The 21,474-nt window shown below is 64.9% G+C and carries 17 protein-coding genes; 10 read left to right on the top strand and 7 right to left on the bottom strand.

Annotated elements, in window-relative coordinates:
- The 6 genes from otnI to AX729_RS02115 all read left to right on the top strand — a co-directional run bounded on the left by otnI (window position 1) and on the right by AX729_RS02115 (window position 10,466).
- Complete coding sequence (gene otnI / locus AX729_RS02140; RefSeq protein ID WP_061020238.1) at window positions 1–783, top strand: 2-oxo-tetronate isomerase; 783 nt, start codon at window positions 1–3, stop codon at window positions 781–783.
- Window positions 780–2,051: a 3-oxo-tetronate kinase gene (gene otnK, locus AX729_RS02135; RefSeq protein ID WP_061020237.1), complete on the top strand. Its 1,272-nt coding sequence runs from the start codon at window positions 780–782 to the stop codon at window positions 2,049–2,051. Before otnI ends, otnK begins: the two co-directional genes overlap by 4 nt.
- 275 nt (window positions 2,052–2,326) lie before the next feature.
- Entirely contained in the window at window positions 2,327–4,015 is a 1,689-nt protein-coding gene (locus AX729_RS02130; protein WP_156456655.1) for a methyl-accepting chemotaxis protein, read from the top strand.
- A gap of 225 nt (window positions 4,016–4,240) precedes the next feature.
- A complete protein-coding gene (locus AX729_RS02125; RefSeq protein ID WP_061020236.1) occupies window positions 4,241–5,935 on the top strand; it encodes a methyl-accepting chemotaxis protein in 1,695 nt (564 codons plus the stop codon).
- A gap of 168 nt (window positions 5,936–6,103) precedes the next feature.
- On the top strand, window positions 6,104–9,283 hold the full coding sequence (locus AX729_RS02120; RefSeq protein ID WP_061020235.1) for an efflux RND transporter permease subunit: 3,180 nt from the start codon (window positions 6,104–6,106) through the stop codon (window positions 9,281–9,283).
- Entirely contained in the window at window positions 9,270–10,466 is a 1,197-nt protein-coding gene (locus tag AX729_RS02115; protein ID WP_061020234.1) for an efflux RND transporter periplasmic adaptor subunit, read from the top strand. The genes AX729_RS02120 and AX729_RS02115 overlap by 14 nt, the downstream gene beginning before the upstream one ends.
- A gap of 129 nt (window positions 10,467–10,595) precedes the next feature.
- Here the strand turns inward: AX729_RS02115 and AX729_RS02110 are convergent, their stop codons facing one another.
- Complete coding sequence (locus AX729_RS02110; RefSeq protein WP_061020233.1) at window positions 10,596–12,104, bottom strand: acetyl-CoA acetyltransferase; 1,509 nt, start codon at window positions 12,102–12,104, stop codon at window positions 10,596–10,598.
- 114 nt (window positions 12,105–12,218) lie between these two features.
- Entirely contained in the window at window positions 12,219–13,352 is a 1,134-nt protein-coding gene (locus AX729_RS02105; protein WP_061020232.1) for a nitronate monooxygenase, read from the bottom strand.
- A 272-nt stretch (window positions 13,353–13,624) separates the two neighbouring features.
- On the opposite strand from AX729_RS02105, the gene yghU reads away from it, so the two are divergent.
- Complete coding sequence (yghU, locus tag AX729_RS02100) at window positions 13,625–14,500, top strand: glutathione-dependent disulfide-bond oxidoreductase (protein WP_061020300.1); 876 nt, start codon at window positions 13,625–13,627, stop codon at window positions 14,498–14,500.
- A gap of 212 nt (window positions 14,501–14,712) precedes the next feature.
- Here the strand turns inward: yghU and AX729_RS41625 are convergent, their stop codons facing one another.
- From AX729_RS41625 to AX729_RS02070, 5 genes are all read right to left on the bottom strand, one after another.
- Entirely contained in the window at window positions 14,713–15,438 is a 726-nt protein-coding gene (locus tag AX729_RS41625; RefSeq protein ID WP_349643746.1) for an N-acetyltransferase, read from the bottom strand.
- A gap of 20 nt (window positions 15,439–15,458) precedes the next feature.
- The gene (locus tag AX729_RS02085) at window positions 15,459–16,076 is read right to left on the bottom strand and encodes a flavin reductase family protein (RefSeq protein ID WP_061020231.1); all 618 of its coding nucleotides are present in this window, start codon (window positions 16,074–16,076) and stop codon (window positions 15,459–15,461) included.
- Window positions 16,077–16,188: 112 nt separating this feature from the next.
- Window positions 16,189–17,466, bottom strand: coding sequence for an acyl-CoA dehydrogenase family protein (locus tag AX729_RS02080; RefSeq protein WP_061020230.1), 1,278 nt, complete (start codon window positions 17,464–17,466; stop codon window positions 16,189–16,191).
- A gap of 296 nt (window positions 17,467–17,762) precedes the next feature.
- Window positions 17,763–18,143 carry a VOC family protein gene (locus AX729_RS02075; protein WP_061020229.1) on the bottom strand — a complete coding sequence of 127 codons (381 nt, stop codon included), beginning with the start codon at window positions 18,141–18,143 and terminating at the stop codon, window positions 17,763–17,765.
- A 110-nt stretch (window positions 18,144–18,253) separates the two neighbouring features.
- Complete coding sequence (locus AX729_RS02070; protein ID WP_061020228.1) at window positions 18,254–19,033, bottom strand: SDR family NAD(P)-dependent oxidoreductase; 780 nt, start codon at window positions 19,031–19,033, stop codon at window positions 18,254–18,256.
- A 190-nt stretch (window positions 19,034–19,223) separates the two neighbouring features.
- On the opposite strand from AX729_RS02070, the gene AX729_RS02065 reads away from it, so the two are divergent.
- From AX729_RS02065 to AX729_RS02055, 3 genes are read left to right on the top strand one after another with little or no spacing between them, the layout of a single operon-like run.
- Entirely contained in the window at window positions 19,224–20,012 is a 789-nt protein-coding gene (locus AX729_RS02065) for an enoyl-CoA hydratase/isomerase (protein ID WP_061020227.1), read from the top strand.
- A complete protein-coding gene (locus AX729_RS02060; RefSeq protein ID WP_061020226.1) occupies window positions 20,009–20,995 on the top strand; it encodes a phosphotransferase family protein in 987 nt (328 codons plus the stop codon). The genes AX729_RS02065 and AX729_RS02060 overlap by 4 nt, the downstream gene beginning before the upstream one ends.
- Before the next feature lie 3 nt (window positions 20,996–20,998).
- Window positions 20,999–21,376, top strand: a complete 378-nt coding sequence (locus tag AX729_RS02055; protein WP_061020225.1) for a DUF6285 domain-containing protein — start codon at window positions 20,999–21,001, stop codon at window positions 21,374–21,376.
- The last annotated feature ends 98 nt before the right edge of the window (window positions 21,377–21,474 follow it).

Genomic DNA, 21,474 nt, shown 5'->3' with positions numbered 1-21,474 from the left:
ATGCCCCGTTTCGCCGCCAATCTCTCGATGATGTTCACCGAGGTGCCGTTCCTCGATCGCTTCGATGCCGCCGCGCAAGCAGGCTTCACCGCCGTCGAGTTTCTCTTTCCTTATGAGCATCCGGCGGAAGCGATCGGCGAGCGGCTCAAGCGCAATGGCCTGACCCAGGCGCTGTTCAATCTGCCGCCGGGCGACTGGAATGCTGGTGAAAAGGGCTTTGCGGCGCTGCCGGCACGATTCGACGATCTCAAGGCGAGCCTGGAGACGGCGCTGCCCTACGCCAAGGCGACCGGCGTCAAGCGCCTGCACCTGATGGCAGGCATCGCCAATCGCGGCGAGCGCGTCGCGATCGAGGCGTTCTACAAATCGGTGGCTTGGGCTGCGGAATTCTTCGCCCCCCACGGCATCGACATCGTGATCGAGCCGATCAATGCGCGCAACGTGCCCGGCTACTTCCTCAACGATTTCGGCTTCGCGCGCGACCTGGTCCAGGAGCTGCGGCTTGCGAACCTGAAGCTCCAGTTCGACATCTATCACTGCCAGATCATCCATGGCGACGTCACCATGCGGCTGCGCGAGATGATGCCGATCATCGGCCACGTCCAGATCGCCAGCATCCCCTCGCGCAACGAGCCCGACGGCGAGGAGCTGAACTATCCGTTCCTGTTCGAAGAGCTCGACCGGCTCGGCTATGCCGGCTTCGTCGGCTGCGAATACAACCCGCGCGGCAAGACCACCGATGGCCTCGCCTGGTTCAAGCCTTACGCTGGAGTGAAGCCGTGACACTTGCGTTGGGCTGCATCGCCGACGACTACACCGGCGCCTCCGATCTCGCGAACACGCTGACGCGCGCGGGCCTGCGCACCGTGCAGACCATCGGCGTGCCCGCGGACGATCTCGCGCTGCCCGAGGTCGATGCCGTCGTGGTGTCGCTGAAGAGCCGCTCGATCGAAGCCGGCCTCGCGGTGTCGCGCTCGCGTGCGGCGGAGAAATGGCTGCGCGGCCGCGGCGCGGGCCACGTGTTGTTCAAGATCTGCTCGACCTTCGATTCCACAGACGCCGGCAATATAGGCCCGGTGATGGACGCGTTGCGTGTCGATTGCGGCGAAGCTGTCGTGCTGGTGACGCCGGCGTTCCCGGAGACCGGCCGCACCGTCTACCAGGGTAACCTCTTCGTCGGCGCCGTACCGCTCAATGAGAGCCCGCTGAAGGATCATCCGCTCAACCCGATGCATGATTCCAACCTGGTGCGCGTGCTGGCGCGCCAAAGCAACACGCAGATCGGCCTCGTCGATCTCGCCACCGTCACGCGCGGCGCAGAGGCCGTGCGGGCGCGATTGGCGGAGCTCTCGGGCAAGGGCACCGGTGCCGCGATCATCGACGCCGTGTTCGACCGCGACCTCGAGACCATCGGTCTCGTCGCCGCCGAACATCGGCTGTCGGTCGGCGCCTCCGGCATCGGCCTCGGACTCGCGCGGGCTCTGGTGTCGACCGGAAAGGTCAAGGAAACGGCAACCGGTGATGCAGGCGCGCCGGTCGGCGGGCCGGCGGCATGCCTCGCCGGAAGCTGCTCGCAGGCGACGCTTCAGCAGATCACCAATGCCGAACGCATCATGCCGGTGCTTCATCTGGATCCGGACCGTATCATTACGGGGGCAGACGAAGTGCAGCGCGCGCTGGACTGGGCAGGACCGCGACTGGCTGAGGGTCCGGTGCTGATCGCATCGAGCTCGACACCGGATCAGGTCGCCGCGCTGCAGGCGCGCCACGGTCGCGACGCGGCCGGTCACGCCATCGAGCAGGCCATGGCCGATATTGCAGAGGGCCTCGTAAAGTCAGGCGTGCGGCGACTGATCGTTGCCGGCGGCGAGACGTCCGGAGCCGTCGTCGATCGGTTGAAGATTCCCGGGTTTCTCGTAGGAGTGGAGATTGCCGCAGGCGTACCGGTGCTGCGCGCGGTCGGCGCCGAACGTGACATGCTGCTCGCTCTGAAGTCCGGAAATTTCGGCGGCCCGGAGTTTTTCTCCGACGCACTTAGGCTCATGCGCTGAGCGCAGAGCTCTCTTGGCTCACTGTTCATTTCCCGGCGCGGCTGACGGCTTGGGTCGAGCCGATCTCGGCCCGAGCTCGAGTCGCTCATTTTCCAGTTTCCGATAGGCCAGTAAGAATGCGGAGCATCGCTCCGCAATTCCTCCGTAGGAGTGCGGAGTATGGCTAATGGTTTCATCATAAGTCGCGCGCATAAAGTAAAGGGCCGAACGTCGTGCGCACTCGGGGAGTGTGCCCTTGATGAGCAATTGGTGCACCGGCAAGCTTGGGGTATTTGATGTCCTGGATCAACAATCTACGCATTTCCATCAAGGTTTCGGCGGTGTTTGTCGCGATCTGCCTGGTCGTCGCCGGCAGCACCGGGGCGATCTACAATTCCCTGAGTGTGATGAACTCGACGGCAAGAATGACCGTTCACACCTACGAGGTGCTCGAGCAGCTTTCCAGCCTTGTCAGCGCCATGGTCAATCAGGAGACCGGCGTTCGCGGCTATCTCGTGTCGGGCGATGCCGGCTTTCTCGGCCCTTACGAGGCCGGGCAGAAGCAATTCCAGGCGGCGGCGGCCAAGGTCGGTAGCCTGACCTCGGACAACGCGAAGCAGCAGAAGCGGCTCGATCAAGTCAAGGCGTTCGCGAATGACTGGGCGACCAACATCGCGCAGCGCGAAATCGCACTGATGAAGGATCCGGCAACCCAGGCCAAGGCCCGCGAGCTCGAAGCATCCGGCGCCGGCAAGAAAGCCATGGATGGCTTGCGCGCCGTGGTGCAGGAGATGGACGCTGAAGAGCGATCTCTGCTGACGGTGCGGGCCGCGGCTGCCGAGGCGGCGTCCGGCAACGCAACTCTGTCCATGCTGATCGGTGGCCTCGTTACCCTGCTGCTATCGCTTGTCGGCGCCTTCGGCGTCGCGTTCGCGGTCACCCGCCCAATCCAGCGCATCACGACCGAGATGGGGATTCTTGCGAAGGGCGACACATCGGTGGTCGTATCTGGCACCGAGCGCAAGGACGAGATCGGCGCGATGGCCCAGGCGGTTCAAGTGTTCAAGACCAATGCGATCGAGGTCGAACGGCTGAAGACGGAACAGGCCGAAACCGAGCGTCGCAATGTCGAGCAGCGCAAACGTGACATGATCAGGCTTGCCGATGACTTCGAGAGCGCGGTCGGCGAGATCATCGGAACGGTGTCGTCTGCTTCGACCCAGCTGGAGGCATCGGCCACCACCCTCACGGGAACAGCCGAGCGCTCCCAGAGACTGGCGACCACCGTTGCCGGCGCTTCGGAGGAAGCCTCGACCAATGTGCAGTCGGTCGCGTCGGCGACCGAGGAAATGGCCTCGTCAGTGGGTGAGATCAGCCGTCAGGTCCAGGAGTCGGCCCGTATGGCGGGCGATGCCGTCGGTCAGGCCCGCACCACCACCGAGCGCGTCAGCGAGCTGTCCAAGGCAGCGGCCCGCATCGGCGACGTCGTCGAGCTGATCAACACCATCGCCGGCCAGACCAATCTGCTGGCGCTGAACGCGACCATCGAGGCGGCGCGCGCGGGCGAAGCCGGCCGCGGTTTCGCTGTCGTCGCCTCCGAAGTGAAGGCGCTCGCCGAGCAGACCGCGAAGGCCACCGGCGAGATCGGCCAGCAGATCTCCGGCATCCAGGCGGCGACCAACGAATCGGTCGGCGCGATCAAGGAGATTTCCTCGACCATCGAGCGCCTGTCTGAAATCTCCTCGGCCATTGCCGCTGCCGTGGAAGAGCAGGGCGCGGCGACCCAGGAGATCGCCCGCAACGTGCAGCAGGCGGCGCAGGGCACGCAGCAGGTGTCGTCGAACATCACCGACGTGCAGCGCGGCGCGACCGAGACCGGAACCGCCTCCTCGCAGGTGCTGTCGGCGGCGCAGATGCTGTCGAACGACTCGAACAGGCTGAAGACCGAGGTCGGCAAGTTCCTGACCACCGTCCGCGCGGCCTGAGATTTGCGGCATCAATCGACTTGACGACGAGCGGCGCGCAAGCGCCGCTCGTTTGCTTTGCGGGCAGCATGACGTCGGCGCAGCTCGATGTGTCGCCGCCCGTAGTCCTACGGTCGCTGGGCTTCATCGATAGTTAAATTCGACTTGAGATAGTCGGCTTGAAATGCGCCCGGAATGGCGATTTGGCGTCGATAGACGCGTCTGAAATTTTGCCAGGGGACTACTATGCGCAAGAATTTTCCCATTACCGAGATCGAATATCCGGTAAGCGACGAGACGCTGATCGTCTCCCGCACCGACCTCAAGGGCAAGCTCACTTACTTCAACGAGGACTTCCTCGCCGCCGCCGGCTTCACGTCGGCCGAGCTGATGGGCCAGCCCCACAACATCGTCCGTCACCCCGACATGCCGCCGGAGGCGTTCGACAATCTCTGGGACACGCTGAAGGCCGGCAAGCCCTGGCTCGGCGCGGTGAAGAACCGTCGCAAGAACGGCGACTTCTACTGGGTGCTTGCGACGGCCTCCCCGATCCGGGAGAACGGCCAGGTCAAAGGCTATACCTCCATTCGCACCAGGTTGCCGGCCGACCAGCGCAAGCTCGCCGAAGAGGTCTATGCTGCGATCCGTGAGAAGAAGCCGCATGGCTATCGCATCGATGCCGGCATCATCCGCCGCCGCTCACTGCTCGATCGCTTCAGCGCCTTCACCGGCACGCTGAAGGCGCGCCTCGTCACGATGATGACGCTGCAGGCGCTGTTCATACTGGGGCTCGGCATCGGCGGCGCACTCTCCACCGGCGGCTCGACCAGCCTGGTTCTGTCGCTGCTGGCGGTGGTCGGCGCCGCGATTGCCGGATTCGCCGGTCTTGCGACCATGCGTGCGATCCGGGGCCCGATGCAGCATCTCAACGACACCCTGGTCAACCTCGTGCAGGACAAGCTCGACAACCGCATCGTCATCGAGCGCGACGACGAGATCGGCGAGGCGCTGCGCAACCTCCAGACCGTGCAGACCATCATCCGCTTCAGCCGCGACGAGGTGCAGGCGGTGCAGCGCCGTGCCGAGGCGCAGCGCAAGGCCGACATGACCAAGCTCGCCGACGGCTTCGAGGCCGCGATCGGCGAGATTGTCGAGACCGTCTCATCGGCCGCGACCGAGCTCGAGGCTTCGGCTTCGACGCTGTCCACGACCGCGGGCCGGGCGCAGGAACTGGCCTCGGTCGTCGCATCGGGCTCCGAAGCAGCCTCCAGCAACGTCCACTCGGTGGCATCGGCGGCCGAGGAGATGTCGTCCTCGGTCCGCGAGATCGGCCGCCAGGTGCAGGATTCCACCCGGATCGCCGGCGAAGCCGTCAGCCAGGCCCATGCCACCACCGAACGTGTGAGCGAATTGACACGGGCTGCAGCGCGGATCGGCGACGTCGTCGAGCTCATCAACGCCATCGCCGGCCAGACCAACCTGTTGGCGCTCAATGCCACGATCGAAGCGGCGCGTGCGGGCGAGGCCGGCCGCGGCTTCGCGGTCGTGGCTTCCGAGGTCAAGGCGCTCGCCGAGCAGACCGCTAAGGCCACCGGAGAAATCGGCCAGCAGGTCGGCGGCATCCAGGCGGCGACGCAGGATTCGGTCAGCGCGATCGGCGAGATCAGCGGCACCATCGCGCGCCTGTCGGAGATCGCTTCGGCGATTGCGGCGGCCGTGCAGCAGCAGGGCGCGGCGACCCAGGAGATCGCGCGCAACGTGCAGCAGGCGGCCCAGGGCACGCAACAGGTGTCGGCCAATGTCGGCGATGTCCAGCGCGGCGCCACCGAGACCGGTGCGGCGTCGTCGCAGGTGCTGTCGGCGGCGCAAATGCTGTCGCGCGATTCCAACCGTCTCAAGCTCGAGGTCGGCAAGTTCCTGGACTCGGTCCGCGCCGCGTGAGGCGCGGTCGCATGGCTGCGGTGTCTTTTTCGCAGCGCGGTAGCAGGGAAGTGAATGCGGAAAGGCCGCCGGAAATTAGCGTTTCCGGCGGTGCTCAGGTAAAGGAGGTATGGGGATCGCCGTGGGGGCGGATTCCTTATCCTTGCTCGACCTGGAATTGCCTGGCGCATGATTGCTCTGGTCCGTATTGCCCTGAGCCGGCCCTATACCTTCGTCGTGCTCGCACTCCTGCTGCTGATCATCGGCCCGCTCGCGGCGCTGCGAACCCCGACTGACATCTTCCCGGACATCCGTATTCCCGTCATTGGCGTGGTTTGGCAGTACACCGGCCTGCCGCCGGACCAGATGTCCGGCCGCATCACTACCCCGTTCCAGCGCGCGTTGACGACCACAGTCAACGACATCGAGCATATCGTCGCCAATTCCTACAACGGCTTTGGCATCATCAAGATCTTCTTCCAGCCCAACGTCGACATCCGCACCGCGAACGCGCAGGTCACCGCGATCTCGCAGACGCTGCTCAAGCAGATGCCGCCGGGTGCGACGCCCCCCTTGATCCTGAACTACTCGGCGTCCACCGTGCCGATCATCCAGGTGGCACTGTCCGGCGACGGGCTGACCGAGCAGAACCTCGCCGATATCGGCATCAACCAGCTCCGCACGCCCCTTGTCACGGTGCCCGGCGCGGCGATCCCGTATCCGTTCGGCGGCAAGCAGCGCCAGGTCCAGATCGATCTCAATCCGACCGCCCTCCAGGCCCGCGGCCTTTCGGGCCAGGACGTCGCCAATGCGCTCGCCGCGCAGAACCTGATCACGCCGGTCGGCACCCAGAAGATCGGCCAGTTCGAATACAACATCCAACTCAACAACTCGCCGCTCAGGATCGACGAGCTCGGCAGTCTTCCGATCAAGACGGTCAACGGCGCGATGGTCTACGTGCGCGATGTCGCGACCGTCAGGGACGGCAATCCGCCGCAGACCAACATCGTCCATGTCGACGGCAACCGCTCGGTGCTGATGATGGTGCTGAAGGCGGGCGCGACCTCGACGCTCGACATCATCGCCGGCATCAAGCAGAAGGTGATCGAGGTCAAGGACCAGTTGCCCGATGCGCTGAAGATCGGCTTCATCGGCGATCAGTCGGTGTTCGTCCGCGGCGCGATCCAGGGAGTCGCCTTCGAGGGCGTGATTGCGGCGTTGCTCACCAGCGTCATGATCCTGCTGTTCCTCGGCAGCTGGCGCTCGACCATCATCATCGCGGTCTCCATCCCGCTCTCCGTGTTGGGAGCCATCATCATGCTGTCGGCGATCGGCGAGACGCTGAACATCATGACGCTCGGCGGCCTTGCGCTCGCGGTCGGCATCCTCGTCGACGACGCCACGGTCACCATCGAGAACATCAACTACCATCTTGAGCAGGGCAAGCCGGTCGAGCAGTCGATTCTCGACGGCGCCAACCAGATCGTGACGCCGGCCTTCGTCTCGTTGCTCTGCATCTGCATCGTGTTCGTGCCGATGTTCTTCCTCACCGGCGTCGCGCGCTTCCTTTTCGTGCCGATGGCCGAAGCCGTCATGTTCGCGATGATCTGGTCGTTCATCCTGTCGCGCACGCTGGTGCCGACCATGGCGAACTATCTGCTCAAGGCGCACGTCCACCACGAGGGCGGACCGCCGAAGTCACGCAATCCTTTCGTCCGGTTTCAGCGTGGCTTCGAGGCGCGGTTCGAGCGCATCCGCGGTGGCTATCGCGGCCTCCTCGACCTGGCGCTGGCGCACCGCGCGGTCTTCGTGATCGGCTTCCTCTGCGTCGTCGGCGCGTCCTTCGCACTGGTGCCGTTTCTCGGCCGCAATTTCTTTCCCGCCGTCGATGCCGGCAACATCCTGATGCATGTCCGCACCCAGGTCGGAACCCGCGTCGAGGAGACCGCGAACCAGCTCGCCGACGTCCAGAAGGCGGTGCGCAAGCTGATCCCGGGCGAGATCGAAACCATGACCGACAACATCGGCATGCCGATCTCCGGCATCAACATGACCTACAACAATACCGGCGTGATCGGTCCGCAGGACGGCGACATTCAGATAAAGCTGAAGGAAGGCCACAAGCCGACGGAAGAGCACGTGAAGGTGCTGCGCGAGCAACTGCCGCGCCTGTTTCCCGGCGTGAGCTTCGCTTTTCTGCCGGCCGACATCGTCAGTCAGATCCTGAATTTCGGCGCGCCGGCGCCGATCGACCTGCAAATCCGTGGTGCCAATGTCAGTGCGAATTTCGCTTATGCCAACAGCTTGCTGGCGAAGGTCCGCAAGATTCCCGGCGTTGCCGATGCGCGCATCCAGCAGTCGCCGAACAATCCGACCTTCAACATCGACGTCGACCGTACCCGCGCGCAATATGTCGGCCTGACGGAGCGCGACGTCACCAACAGCCTCGTGGTCAATCTCGCCGGCTCCTCGCAGGTGGCGCCGACCTACTACCTCAATCCCGACAACGGCGTGTCCTACTCGATCGTGATGCAGACGCCGCAATACCAGATGGACTCGCTCAGCGCGTTGCGGACGCTGCCGATAACCGCGGCAAGCAATTCGCAGTCGCCGATCCTCGGCGGCATCGCCGACATCAAGCGGTCGACGTCCAGTGCCGTGGTGTCGCAATACGACATCCAGTCGATGGTGCAGATCTTTGCCACGACCTCGGGCCGCGATCTCGGTGCGGTGGCCGCCGACATCCGAAAGGTGATCGCCGATACGGCGAAGGACGTGCCGAAGGGCTCTTCCGTGGTGCTGCTCGGTCAGGTGCAGACCATGAACAGCGCGTTCAGCGGCCTGCTGTTTGGCCTGCTTGGGGCCGTCGTGCTGATCTACCTCCTGATCGTCGTGAACTTCCAGTCCTGGTCCGATCCGTTCGTGATCATCACTGCATTGCCTGCAGCGCTCGCCGGCATCGTCTGGATGTTGTTCATGACCGAAACCACGCTGTCAGTACCGGCGCTCACCGGCGCCATCATGTGCATGGGCGTGGCCACCGCAAACAGCGTGCTCGTGATCTCCTTCGCCCGCGAGCGCTACGAGGAGCTCGGCGATCCCATCGCCGCCGCGCTCGAAGCCGGCTTCGTCCGGTTCCGCCCGGTCCTGATGACTGCGCTCGCCATGATCATCGGCATGGCGCCGATGGCGCTGGGGTTAGGTGAGGGCGGTGAGCAGAATGCGCCGCTTGGCCGCGCCGTGATCGGCGGCCTGATCTTTGCAACATTCGCCACGCTGATGTTTGTTCCCGTGGTCTTCAGCATGGTCCACAAGAAACAAGGCGCCAAGGCCGCCGCCTCATTGGAGACTCCGCATGGCGCCCACTGAACCCCGCTCCCCGGTGTCGCACCGGAAACTGGGCGTCTTCGGCGTGGCGGCACTGATTGCGGCAGGCCTCGTCGTGGGCACCGGCATCAGGGCCCGCGAGGAGCAGGGCTCCAGGTTGAAGGAATGGACCGATGATCAGGCCATTCCGAGCGTCGCTGTAACTCTGCCCAACGCCAAGGCTCTCGATGCAACCATCGACCTGCCGGGCCGGCTGGAAGCCTATTACCGCGCCCCGATCTTTGCGCGCGTGTCAGGTTACCTGAAGAGCTGGAGTGCCGACATGGGCGCCCGCGTCAAGGCCGGCCAGGTCATTGCCGAGATCGAGGCGCCCGATCTCGATCAGCAACTCCTGCAAGCCCGTGCCGATCTCGCCAGCCAGCAGGCCAGCGCCCGGCTGTCGGAAGCAACGCTGAATCGGCGCAAGACGCTGGTCGCCTCCAACTTCGTCTCGGCGCAGGAGATCGACGAGCGCACCGCCGATCTCTCCAACAAGAAGGCGGCCGTCAATTCGGGGCAGGCCAATGTCGAGCGGCTGGAAGCGCTCGCCGGCTACAAGAAGATCACCGCGCCGTTCGACGGCGTCGTCACCGCGCGCGACACCGACGTCGGCGCGCTGATCAATGCCGGCGGCGGCTCGGGCCCGGCGATGTTCGTGATCTCCGACATCACCAGGCTGCGCGTGTACGTCAACGTTCCCCAGAACTACGTGCCGGCGATCAAGATCGGGGCCAAGGCCGTCATCACGCTGCCGGAATATCCGAACCGGACGTTCCAGGCGACGGTAGAGGCCTCCTCACAGGCGGTCGACGTCGCCTCCGGCACGACGCGCATGCAGCTTGGGCTCGACAATTCCAACGGCGAGCTGATGCCCGGCGGCTATGCCAGCGTGAAGCTGAGCCTCCAGCGTGACGCCGCGCCGCTCAGCATTCCCGCGAGCGCCCTGATCTTCAACGGTAGCGGTTTGCGTGTTGCGACCGTCGGTGCGGACGACAAGGTGCTGTTCAAGCCTGTGACGATCGCGCGCGATCTCGGCCGCGAAATCGAGCTGGCCTCGGGGATCGCAGCGGATGACCGCGTCATCACGGCGCCGCCGGATGGTCTGTCGGATGGTGATGCGGTCCGCGTCGTCGGCGCCAAGGTCAAGCCGGCGACCGCGTCGGAGAAGCAGGCACCGAAGGGGTGAAGCAGCCTCGTAGGGTGGGTTAGCCCTGCAGATGCGCGAAAGCGCATCTGCTTGGCGTAACCCACCTCTTCTTTCTCCGCGGATGAAAACATTGGTGGGTTACGCCTTCGGCTAACCCACCCTACGACATCACGCCACCCGCCACTCCGGCACGCCATCCGCGGCCATCGCGATCTCGCCGAGCGAACCCACCGGCGTGCGATCCATGTCGAGCAGATGCGCCAGCGTCGCGCCGTCGCTCGCCGGGATCCGCGCCAGCGTGCGGCGATCGTCTTCCGTCCGCAGCATCGCAACCCCGTGCTCGACATCGCCGCTGCGGCCATAGAGCACCGTAGAGCTCTCCACCTTGCCCTTGCCTCCGGCCTCGGCGACGAATTCCGGCACCGCGCGCTTGTTGCGGTCGGCCTCGCCTTGCACGCTGGTCTCCTGCGCCAGCGCTTCACGCGGCGGCGCCTTTGAGACCACCAGCGCATGGTGCTTGGTGACGAAGCCGCCCTGGCCGTAGAGCAGGCCGAGTTTTGCGCCGCCGCGCACACGCCGCACCATCGCGCATGCCGCGTGCGTCATGTAGGTGTTGAGCGGCGCGCCGAAGAACGTGAGCCCGCCGGTCACGGTCGGCTGCACGTCGGCCGAAAGGCCCAGCGTCCGCCGCGCCATCTTGGGCACGCAGGGGAAGCAGCTATAGAGTTCGATTGCGTCGAACTGCTTGCCGTCGCCGCCGGCGAGGTCCATCACGGCTTTCAGCACCGCGTTCTGCGGATGGCTCTCGTAGAACTGGTCGCGCAGGAGATAATCGCGCGGCTCTTCGGCCGAGGCGCCGCCGAGCGGGTAGACCAGCCTGTCCTCGGCAATCCCGGCCGCTCGCGCCTTGGCAAGGCTGGTGAGCAGCAGCGCGCCTCCCATGTTGACGCTCGGGTTGGCAACCATGAGCTTGTTGTAGGGCCAGGCGATCAGGCGGTTGTCGGCGGTCGGCGTCGTGATCTCTTCAGGCGCATAGCGCCGCTTCAGCCAGGCATTCGGATTCTGCGCGGCGGCTTCCGAATAACGCGACCACAGCACACCGGACTCGGCCATCGCCTCGCGCGGCGTCTGGCCCCAATGCGCGGAGGAGGCGGCTTCGTAGAACGGATAGACGGTGACGGGACGAAACACGCCGAGCTTCACCGCCAGCGGCTTCTGGAACGCCGCGCCGCGCTTGGGCTCCTCGACGTCATGGGCGAATGGCGTCCACGGCAGCTTCGCGCCGGCGCGCTCCGCCTTGGTCGCGGTCGACTGCGCCTCCGCGCCGCACACGGCCGCCACGGTGCATTCGCCGCGCGCGATGCGCTTTGCGGCCTCGTGGATGTAGCGGATCGGGCTCTCGCCGCCGACCGGGCCGTAATAGCAATGCGCGGGCGTGATCCCGAGCCGCTGCGCCAAAAGCTTCTCCGGATCGCGATAACGCCAGCTCAGGAAGTTGACGACGTCGAGCGACTGCACCTCGCCGAGCAGCTTTGCGCCGGCGTCCGTTTCCGCGCGTCGCAACGCCTGCTCCAGCAGATCGAGCGGTTCGAGGCCTTCCGTGATCTCCTTGGGGCGGTCGACGATCTCGCCGATGCCGACGATGACGGGGATGCGGTCTTCGGGGATTTTGGTCATTTCTTCTTGCTTCAGGTTTCAGGTCCTGGGTACGCCGTCGCCTCGAAGGATGGGCCGCGGGCTCTCATGGTTCGAGACGGCGCTTGCGCGCCTCCTCACCATGAGGGTCTACACTTATTCCGCCACCAGCGCATTCATGTGCTCGACGGCTTCGGCAAAATCTTCCTTGAACTCCTGCACCACGGCGCCCGCTGATTTCACGCTGTCGATCAGCCCGACGCCCTGGCCGACGAAATAACTGACGAGATCGCGCGCTTTGGCGTTGCCGCCTGCCGCCGCGCGGTCGATCGAATTGAAGGCGTCGCGGCTGATGATGCTTTGCAGCGGCATCGGCAGCGCGCCGGGGCTCTCCGGTGCACGGTCCCAGGCATCCGTCCAGACCGAGCGGAGCTGGCGGGCCGGCTTGCCGGTGCGGCCCCTGGAGCGAACGGCGTCGCGGGAGGAGGCTGCGATCATCTTCTCGCGGAAGATCTCCGTGGTCTCCGCCTCGACGGTCGCAAGCCACACCGATCCGGTCCACGCGCCGGCAGCGCCCATCGCCATGCAGGCGGCCATTTGCCGTCCCGTCATGATGCCGCCGGCCGCCAGCACCGGTACGTCGCGGATGTTCTTGATTGCCTTGATCACCTCCGGCACCAGCACCATGGTCGAGACCTCGCCGCAATGACCGCCGGCCTCGGTGCCCTGCACCACGAGGATGTCGACACCGGCCGCGACCTGGCGCAGCGCGTGCTCCTTCGCCCCGACCAGCGCCGCCACCGGCACACCGTGTTTCTTCCCCATCTCGATCATCGCCTTCGGCGGCACGCCGAGCGCATTGGCGATCAGGCGGATCGGGTGGTTGAAGGAAACCTCGAGCAGTTCGAGCGCGGTCTTGGAGTCGAACGGCTGCGGCTGGTCAGCCGCAACCTCCGTGGTGATCAGTTCTATGTCGTACTTCTTCAGCAAGTCGCGCGTGTAATTGCGGTGCTCTTGCGGCACGCGCGCTTCCAGACTTTTCCAGGTGACGTCCTTCTCGCCGGCGGTGGAGATGTTTTCCGGGATGAGCACGTCGATGCCGTAGGGCTTGCCGTCGACGTGATCGTCGATCCACTTCAGCTCGCGCTCGAGCGTATCCGGCGTGTGCACGGTCGCACCCAGCACGCCGAAGCCGCCGGCGCGGCTGACGGCGGCAACGACATCGCGGCAATGGCTGAAAGCGAGCAGCGGGAAGTCGATTCCCAGCATGTCGCAGATCGGCGATTTCATGGCTCTCTCCCGGCGGCAGCGTCGCGCGCTCGTTGTTTTCGCTGGCGAAGCAAAGTGACGCGAGCCGATCGATGACATGCCGGATTCGGCGAGGCATCTTGTGTATAGGCGTCGCGCTCCTCGCACAGGTCGCGGCGTCCCAGCTGACGGGGAGGGGGCTTGTCATGACGAAACGGTGAGATGCCCCGCCCGGCAATGCATTTCATAGGGCTTGTCATCGGCCAATCGCGGTCTAATTAATGCAGGCGCATCTTTCTGCCGGAGCCTTTCGCATGACCGACACCCCCGCCTACGTGCCGCCCAAAGTCTGGACCTGGAACAAGGAGAATGGCGGGCAGTTCGCCAGCATCAACCGCCCGATCGCCGGCCCCACCCACGACAAGGAGCTGCCGGTCGGCAAGCATCCGCTCCAGCTCTATTCGCTGGCGACGCCGAACGGCGTGAAGGTCACGCTCATGCTGGAGGAGCTCCTGGCGCTCGGCCACAAGGGGGCCGAATACGACGCCTGGCTGATCAAGATCGGCAACGGCGATCAGTTCGGCAGCGGCTTCGTGGAGATCAACCCGAACTCGAAGATCCCGGCGTTGATGGACCGCTCAGGCCCGGAGCCGATCCGGGTGTTCGAGTCCGGCTCGATCCTGTTTTACCTGGCCGAGAAGTTCGGTGCCTTCCTGCCGAAGGACGTCAAGGCCCGCACCGAGGCGATGTCCTGGCTGTTCTGGCAGATGGGCAGCGCCCCCTACCTCGGCGGCGGCTTTGGCCATTTCTATGCCTACGCGCCGTTCAAGATCGAATACGCCATCGATCGTTTCGCGATGGAAGTCAAACGTCAGCTCGACGTGCTCGACCGCCGCCTCGCCGACAACGAATATCTCGCGGGCAAGGAATACACCATCGCCGACATGGCGGTGTGGCCCTGGTATGGCGCGCTCGCCAAGGGGCTGGTCTATGGCGCCGGCGAATTCCTCTCCGTGCAAGACTACAAGAACGTGCAGCGCTGGACCGACGAGATCGCCAAGCGCCCCGCCGTGAAGCGCGGCCGCATGGTCAACCGCGTCTCCGGCGATCCTGCCAGCCAGCTCCACGAGCGGCACGACGCCAGCGATTTCGAAACAAAGACCCAGGACAAGGTGGCGCCCGCGACCTGATTTTCTCTGCGGCCATCCTTCGAGACGCCCGCCTTCGGCGGGCTCCTCAGGATGAGGTGCGGAGTGCGCGGATACAGTTTGAACGGGCACGAACGCTGATTAGCCTCATCCTGAGGAGGCGCGTTAGCGCCGTCTCGAAGGATGAGGCGTGCGCGCCGGCTGAGCCGCAGCGCTGCACATGCGACCGCCTGCGGCTTGATAGGCGCCTCGCCTCAATCCGGCAACATCTCTCCGGACCCGCCGAGCTCCGCCGGCAGGTCGGCGTATTTCGGCAGGCCATCCCTGACCGACACCATCTTGCTAGCGTAGTTCGCATGCAGGGTCGGCTGGTGCTGGTACCCCTTCAGCAGATTGGCGTAGACGTCGATCAGCCGCATCCGCGGATGCTCGGTCATGACGTGGCCGCCGCAGCGTTTGCAGAACTTTCGATAGGAATGCTCGGTCTTGTTGAACGTCCCGAGCTCTGCCTCGCCCTTGGTGATGCGCACGTTGTCCGATTTCCAAAGGCTGAAAGCGTTGATCGGAGCGGCCGACCATGCCTGGCAATCGGCGCAGTGGCAGTAGCCTGAAAACATCGGCTTGCCGTTGACCTCGACCTCGACGGCTCCGCAAAAACAGCTGGCGGAATGGCTTGCCTGCGGCTCGGCATGGGCGTCATCGCCCTCGGCGAGGAGGTCATTGTAATCAGGATTCTTCCGCATGAAGTTGCGGATGAAGTCGCACTCGACGGAGAGCTTACGCCCCTGCGCACGCACCGCCTCCAGCGTGGCGCGGCCGAGCTTCGAGCCGATGCCGCGGCCACCAAGCTCTGGCGGCACCTCGGTGTGCACCAGCGTGATCGCGCCGTCGGTCTTGCGGTAGGTGACGAAGGCGATCGGCCCGTCGACGTCGAGCTCGAACCGCTCACGTTCTTCGTTGTCGCGAAAGGCTTCCGGCATCATCTCGCTCCTGGGTTCAGCTATTTCGTCTTGATGCCCTCCGCCGCTGGAAACACCAGGCGGTCGTCCGTGCGGCAGTAGCGGTCGGCGAACATGCGGCCGATCGGGTGGTAGCGATCCATGTGCACCCGCATCGCCTTGTCGTCCCAAAGCTCGTCGCGGATGTGGAAGTGGATGCCTTCGCCCATGATCAAGCGACGATCATTGTTGACGTCGATCAGCTTCCACAGCTTGCACTCCATCGCCCACGGCGCGTCGGCGAGACGCGGCACGGCGACCTTGGCCGAGGGGGCGAGCTTCAGTCCGAGATAGTCGGGCTCGCCGATCTCGGGCGGAAAATCGCCGCTGCTCTCGTGCATCGCTTTCGCCAGCGGCTCGTCGGCGATGTTGACCACGAACTCGCCGGTGCGCTGGATGTTGAGGAACGTGTCCTTGTCCTGTCCGTTCGGCTTGCGGTTCGCCGCGAACATGCACAGCGGCGGATCCTCGCAGAACGCGTTGAAGAAGCTGAACGGTGCGGCGTTGACCACGCCGGTCGGCCCGAGCGAGGTCACCCACGCGATCGGCCGCGGCAAGATGAACGAGGTCAGCACCTTGTAGCGCTCGCGTGGCGTCAGGTCGCTGGCGGCATAGTCCATGGTCGCTCCTCGGCAAGTCGTCATTGCCGGGCTTGACCCGGCAATCCATCATCCTGAAGAGATGTCCCCTCCGATGGATGCGCGGGTCAAGCCCGCGCATGACGAGTTGAGATCACGCCATGCTCAGCTCGTGGCGGCCGACCACCATCCAGTGCACCTCGTCCGGACCGTCGGCGAAGCGCAGATGGCGTACGTCCTGGTACATCTCGGCGAGCGGGGTCCAGTGCGAGATGCCGGTGGCGCCGTGCATCTGGATCGCCTGGTCGATGATCTTGCAGGCGCGCTCCGGCACCATGGCCTTGACCATGGAGACCCAGACGCGGGCCTCCTTGTTGCCGAGCACGTCCATCGCCTTGGCCGCCTTCAGCACCATCAGCCGCATCGCCTCGATCTCGCAGCGCGCCTGCGCGATGATCTGCATGTTGCCGCCGAGATGGGCGATCTTCTTGCCGAAGGCCTCGCGGGTGAGGCCGCGCTGCACCATGAGATCGAGCGCCTTCTCGGCCTTGCCGATGGTGCGCATGCAGTGATGGATGCGGCCCGGTCCGAGGCGGAGCTGCGAGATCTCGAAGCCGCGGCCTTCGCCGAGCAGGATGTTCTCCTTCGGCACGCGAACGTTGTTGAAGCGCATGTGCATGTGGCCGCGCGGGGCGTGGTCCTGGCCGAACACGTACATGGGCCCGAGCACCTCGACGCCGGGCGTGTCGCGGGGCACCAGGATCTGTGACTGCTGCTTGCTCGGCGCCGCATCCGGATTGGTCTTCACCATGACGATGAGGATCTTGCAGCGGGGGTCGCCGACGCCCGAGATGTAGTACTTCTCGCCGTTGATGACCCATTCGTCGCCGACGAGCTTGGCGGTGGTCGAGATGTTCTTGGCATCGGAGGAGGCGACGTTCGGCTCGGTCATCACATAGGCCGAACGGATCTCGCCGTTGAGCAGCGGTTTCAGCCACTTCTCCTTCTGCTCCTTGGTCCCGACGCGCTCCAGCACTTCCATGTTGCCGGTGTCGGGCGCCGAGCAGTTCATGGTCTCGGAGGCCAGCGGGCTCTTGCCGAGCTCGGCCGCGATATAGGCGTAGTCGAGATTCTTCAGGCCCTGGCCGGTCTCGTCATCGGGCAGGAAGAAGTTCCAGAGGCCTTCCTGCTTGGCCTTGTTCTTGGCCTTCTCCAGCACCTCGAGCTGCTTTGGCGTGAAGCTCCAGCGATCCTCCTTGCCTTCGCCCGCCTTGGCGAATTCGATCGACATCGGCTCGACCGTGTCGCGAATGAACTTCTTGACGTGATCATAGAGCGGGCGGACCTGGTCCGACATGCGGAGGTCGTTGAGCTCGTCGCCGGGACTGAGGGTGTAGTTGGTGGTGCGGGGAATGTAGGCGTGTTTTGTCATTGTTCCTCCCGGATCGCTAGCATGTGCTGAGCGCGAGAATAGTCGCAGCGCCGCCAAAGTGCGAGCGCGCTTTTGTCACGCGAGCCATGCCACGCGATGCAATATCGCGAGCTCGTTTGAAATGTTGTTTGAATGGTTCCGCAGGTTGGATGTACCCGCGCCGCAACCCCAACTGTCATCGCCCGACTTGAATCGGGCGATCCAGTATTCCAGAGAGACGGTCGTGATTGAACCGGGAGGCCGCGGCGTACTGGATGCCCCGGCCAAGCCGGGGCATGACAGCGGTGGTGGCTTGGTCAGCTCGGCATCCGGTGCATCGCGCAGATCTTGTTGCCGTCGAGATCGCGCAGGTAGGCCAGATAGAGCTTGCCGCCCGGGCCCTGGCGAACGCCGGGCGGATCCTCGATCGATTTTGCACCGGCAGCGACTCCGGCCTCGTGCCATTTGTCGACCTGCTCCGGGGAGCCGCAGGCAAAGCCGATCGTGCCGCCGTTCGCGCAGGTCGCCGGTTCGCCGTTGATCGGCTTCGACACCGAGAACACGCCGGTCTTGGTGATGTAGAAGATCCGGTGACCGTCGACTTTGGCCGGCCGCACATCGAGCGTGCCGAGCAGCTTGTCGTAGAACGCCTTGGCCTTGTCGAGGTCGTTGGTGCCGATCATGACGTGTGAGAACATTTGCCCATTCCCTCAGAGTTTGTGGCCCGGATGGAGCGTAGCGAAATCCGGGTCTGTTTTGCTTTGGCCGTCCCGGATCGCGCCTCGCTCCATCCGGGGTAGTCGGAAGATCAGAACGCCGTATAGCCGCCGTCGATCACGAACGTATCGGCGGTGTGATACGACGACGCCTTGCTCATCAGATACACCGCGATGCCGCCGAAATCGGACGCTTCGCCGAAGCGTCGCATCGGAATCCGCGGCATGACGTTGGCGACGAACTTGTCGTTGGCCATCAGCCCTGCGGTCATGTCGCTCTTGATCCAGCCGGGCAGGATCGCGTTGGCGGTGACGCCGTAACGCGCCAGCTCGACGCCGAGCGCGCGCACCAGCGCGTTGATGGCGGCTTTGGTCGCGGCGTAATGTTCGTTGCGCGCCGTGCCGAAGATCGAGGCGAGGCTCGAGGTCGCGACGAGGCGGCCGAAGGGATCGCCGGCATTGGCGCGATCCGTCATGTGCCTCGCGGCGGCCTGGAAGGCGTGGAACACGCCGTCCAGATTGGTCGCGAACATCGTGCGCCATTCCTCCTCTGTGCGCTCGATGAAGGAGCGCCGGCCGCCGCCGCCGATGCCGGCATTGGCGAAGCAGCCGTCGACCCGGCCGAAAATGTCGAGCGTCGCCTTCATCGCGGAATTGACCGAGGCCGGATCGGTGACGTCGCAGACGCGGGTGTCGACCTTGCCGGAGAGGCCTGCCATGCTCGCGGCAGCGGCCTTGTTCTTGTCCGCATTGCGGCCCCAGATCGAGACGTTGCAGCCCTGGGCGGCGAGCGCCTGGGCGATGCCGAGCCCGATGCCGCCATTGCCGCCGGTGATCACGGCCACGCGGCCGGTGAGGTCGAAAAGGTTCATGCGCGTTTCCTGTTCTTGGCAAATTCTTGGCAAGTCTTCCCGGCATGAGGCGCATCAGCCGCTGCGCACAAGATTGCTTGCTATGCTCCGATCACCATGGACAAGGTCGCGACAAAAATCAAATATGCGCCCCGGCAAAAAGTAATTCCGGTCTGCGAAACTGTCGCATGCCGCAACCGACGAGGAAACCATGCAGTTCAAACACGTCACGCTCGATTTCGATGGTTCGGTCGCGATCCTCAAGCTCGACCATCAGGAGGTGATGAACGCGGTCTCCGTGGACATGCTGGGCGGTCTCGCCGAGGCGCTCGATGCGATCGAGGAGAAGAAGGACGAGGTGCGCTGCGTGGTGCTGACCGGCGCGGGCCGCGCGTTCTGCACCGGTGCGAATCTCCAGGGCCGCAACGACCAGTCGAAGAAGACCAAGGCCGGTCTGACGCTGGAAACCGGCTTCCACCCGTTCTTGCGCCGCATCCGCAATCTGCACTGCCCGATCGTCACCGCGGTCAACGGTCCCGCCGCCGGCGCCGGCATGAGCTTCGCGCTGCTCGGCGACATGATCCTATGCGCGCGCTCGTCCTATTTCCTGCAGGCGTTCCGCCGCATCGGGCTCGTGCCGGATTGCGGCTCGACCTGGCTGTTGCCGCGCCTCATCGGCCGGGCGCGCTCGATCGAATTGTCGCTGATGGGCGAGCGGCTGCCGGCCGAGAAGGCGCTGGAATGGGGCCTTGTCAACCGCGTCTATGACGACGGCGTGCTGATGGAGGAAGCGATGAATCTGGCGCGCGAGCTCGCCAGCGGCCCGACGGTGGCACTGTCCCTGATCCGCAAGCTCTATTGGGACAGCCCGGAAAATTCCTTCGAGGATCAGCTCAATCTCGAGTTCCAGTGCCAGCTCCGCGCCGGCGATACCCAGGATTTTCGCGAGGGTGTCGGCGCGTTTCTCGAGAAGCGTCCCGCGCAGTTCAAGGGCAAATGATCGAGGCGGAGCTTTCGCGCAGCGTCCCGCGCTGGTACCCGGGCGCGACCGGCGTCACCGGAGCGGCAAAGCTGTCTGGCGGCGCCAGCCAGGAAACCTGGCGCTTCGACATCGTACATCCCGATAGGCCGATCGGCGCGATCCTGCGCCGCTCGCCGAAGGGCTATGGCGCAGCGCCGACGCGCGCGGCGGGTCTTGCCGCGGAAGCGCAGCTGATGCAGCTCGCCTACGAGGCCGGCGTGCCGTCACCGCGCGTGATGCATGTGCTGGTGCCGGAAGACGACCTCGGTACCGGCTTCATCATGCAGCGGGTCGAGGGCGAGACCATCGCGCGCAAGATCCTGCGCGATGACGAATACGCTGCGGCGCGGCCGCTTCTGGCGCGGCAGATCGGCGGCATTCTCGCGGGGCTGCACAGGCTGCCGCAGAACAGGCTGCCCGAACTGAGACATATGACGTCGGCCAAGGAAATCGGCGAGTTCGAGCGCGACTATCGCAGCCTGAACTGGCCCAAGCCCGTGTTCGAGCTGGCGCTGCGCTGGCTGCGCGACCACGATCCCGGTCCCGCGGCCGAGACCACGCTGGTGCATGGCGATTTCCGCAACGGCAATCTCATCATCGGCGCGGACGGCGTCCGCGCCGTGCTGGACTGGGAGCTCGCTCATCTCGGCGATCCCATGGAGGATCTCGGCTGGGTCTGCGTTAACTCCTGGCGTTTCGGCGAGATCGACAAGCCCGTCGGCGGCTTTGGTTCGCGTGAGGACCTGTTCGCGGGCTACGAGGCGGCAGGTCGCAAGGTTGATCCGGCGCGCGTGAAATTCTGGGAAGTGATGGGCACGCTGCGCTGGGGCATCATGTGCGGCGGCATGATGCAGCGCTTCCGCGAGGGGCCGGACCATTCCATGGAGCGTGCCATGATCGGCCGACGCGCCTCCGAGACCGAGATCGATCTGTTGCGGCTGCTCGTGCCGCGCGGGAGTTGAGCCATGCAGGATGAACCGACACCGATCGAGCTGACGAAAGCGGTCGCCGATTTCCTCCGCAACGACATCACGCCGCTGATCTCAGGCCACCAGGCCTTCAAGCTGCGCGTTGCCATCAACATTCTCGATCTCGTGACGCGGCAGCTGACGCGGGAGGCGGGGAGCGATGCCGCGGAAGTGGAGCGCCTGCGCGCGCTGCTCGGCATGGACGGCTCGGTCGCCGAGCTCAATCGCGCGCTCGCCGATCGTATCGCGAAAGGTGAGCTCGATCTGGCAACGCCGGGGTTAGCCGAGCATCTGTGGGCGACCACGATGGACAAGCTCGCGGTAGATCAGCCGAACTACGCGTCCTACAAGCGCGAGCTGGGGCGCGGCGGGTAGGGAGGCGTGCCTCCATAGTCGGTGTCATCGCCCGCGAAGGCGGGCGATCCAGTACTCCGTGACGGGCATGACACCGGTGAAGTTGGGGACGCCGAGAG

The organism is Bradyrhizobium sp. CCH5-F6, assembly GCF_001556045.1.
GTDB lineage: Bacteria > Pseudomonadota > Alphaproteobacteria > Rhizobiales > Xanthobacteraceae > Bradyrhizobium.
This window is presented reverse-complemented; position numbering and strand designations above follow the sequence as displayed.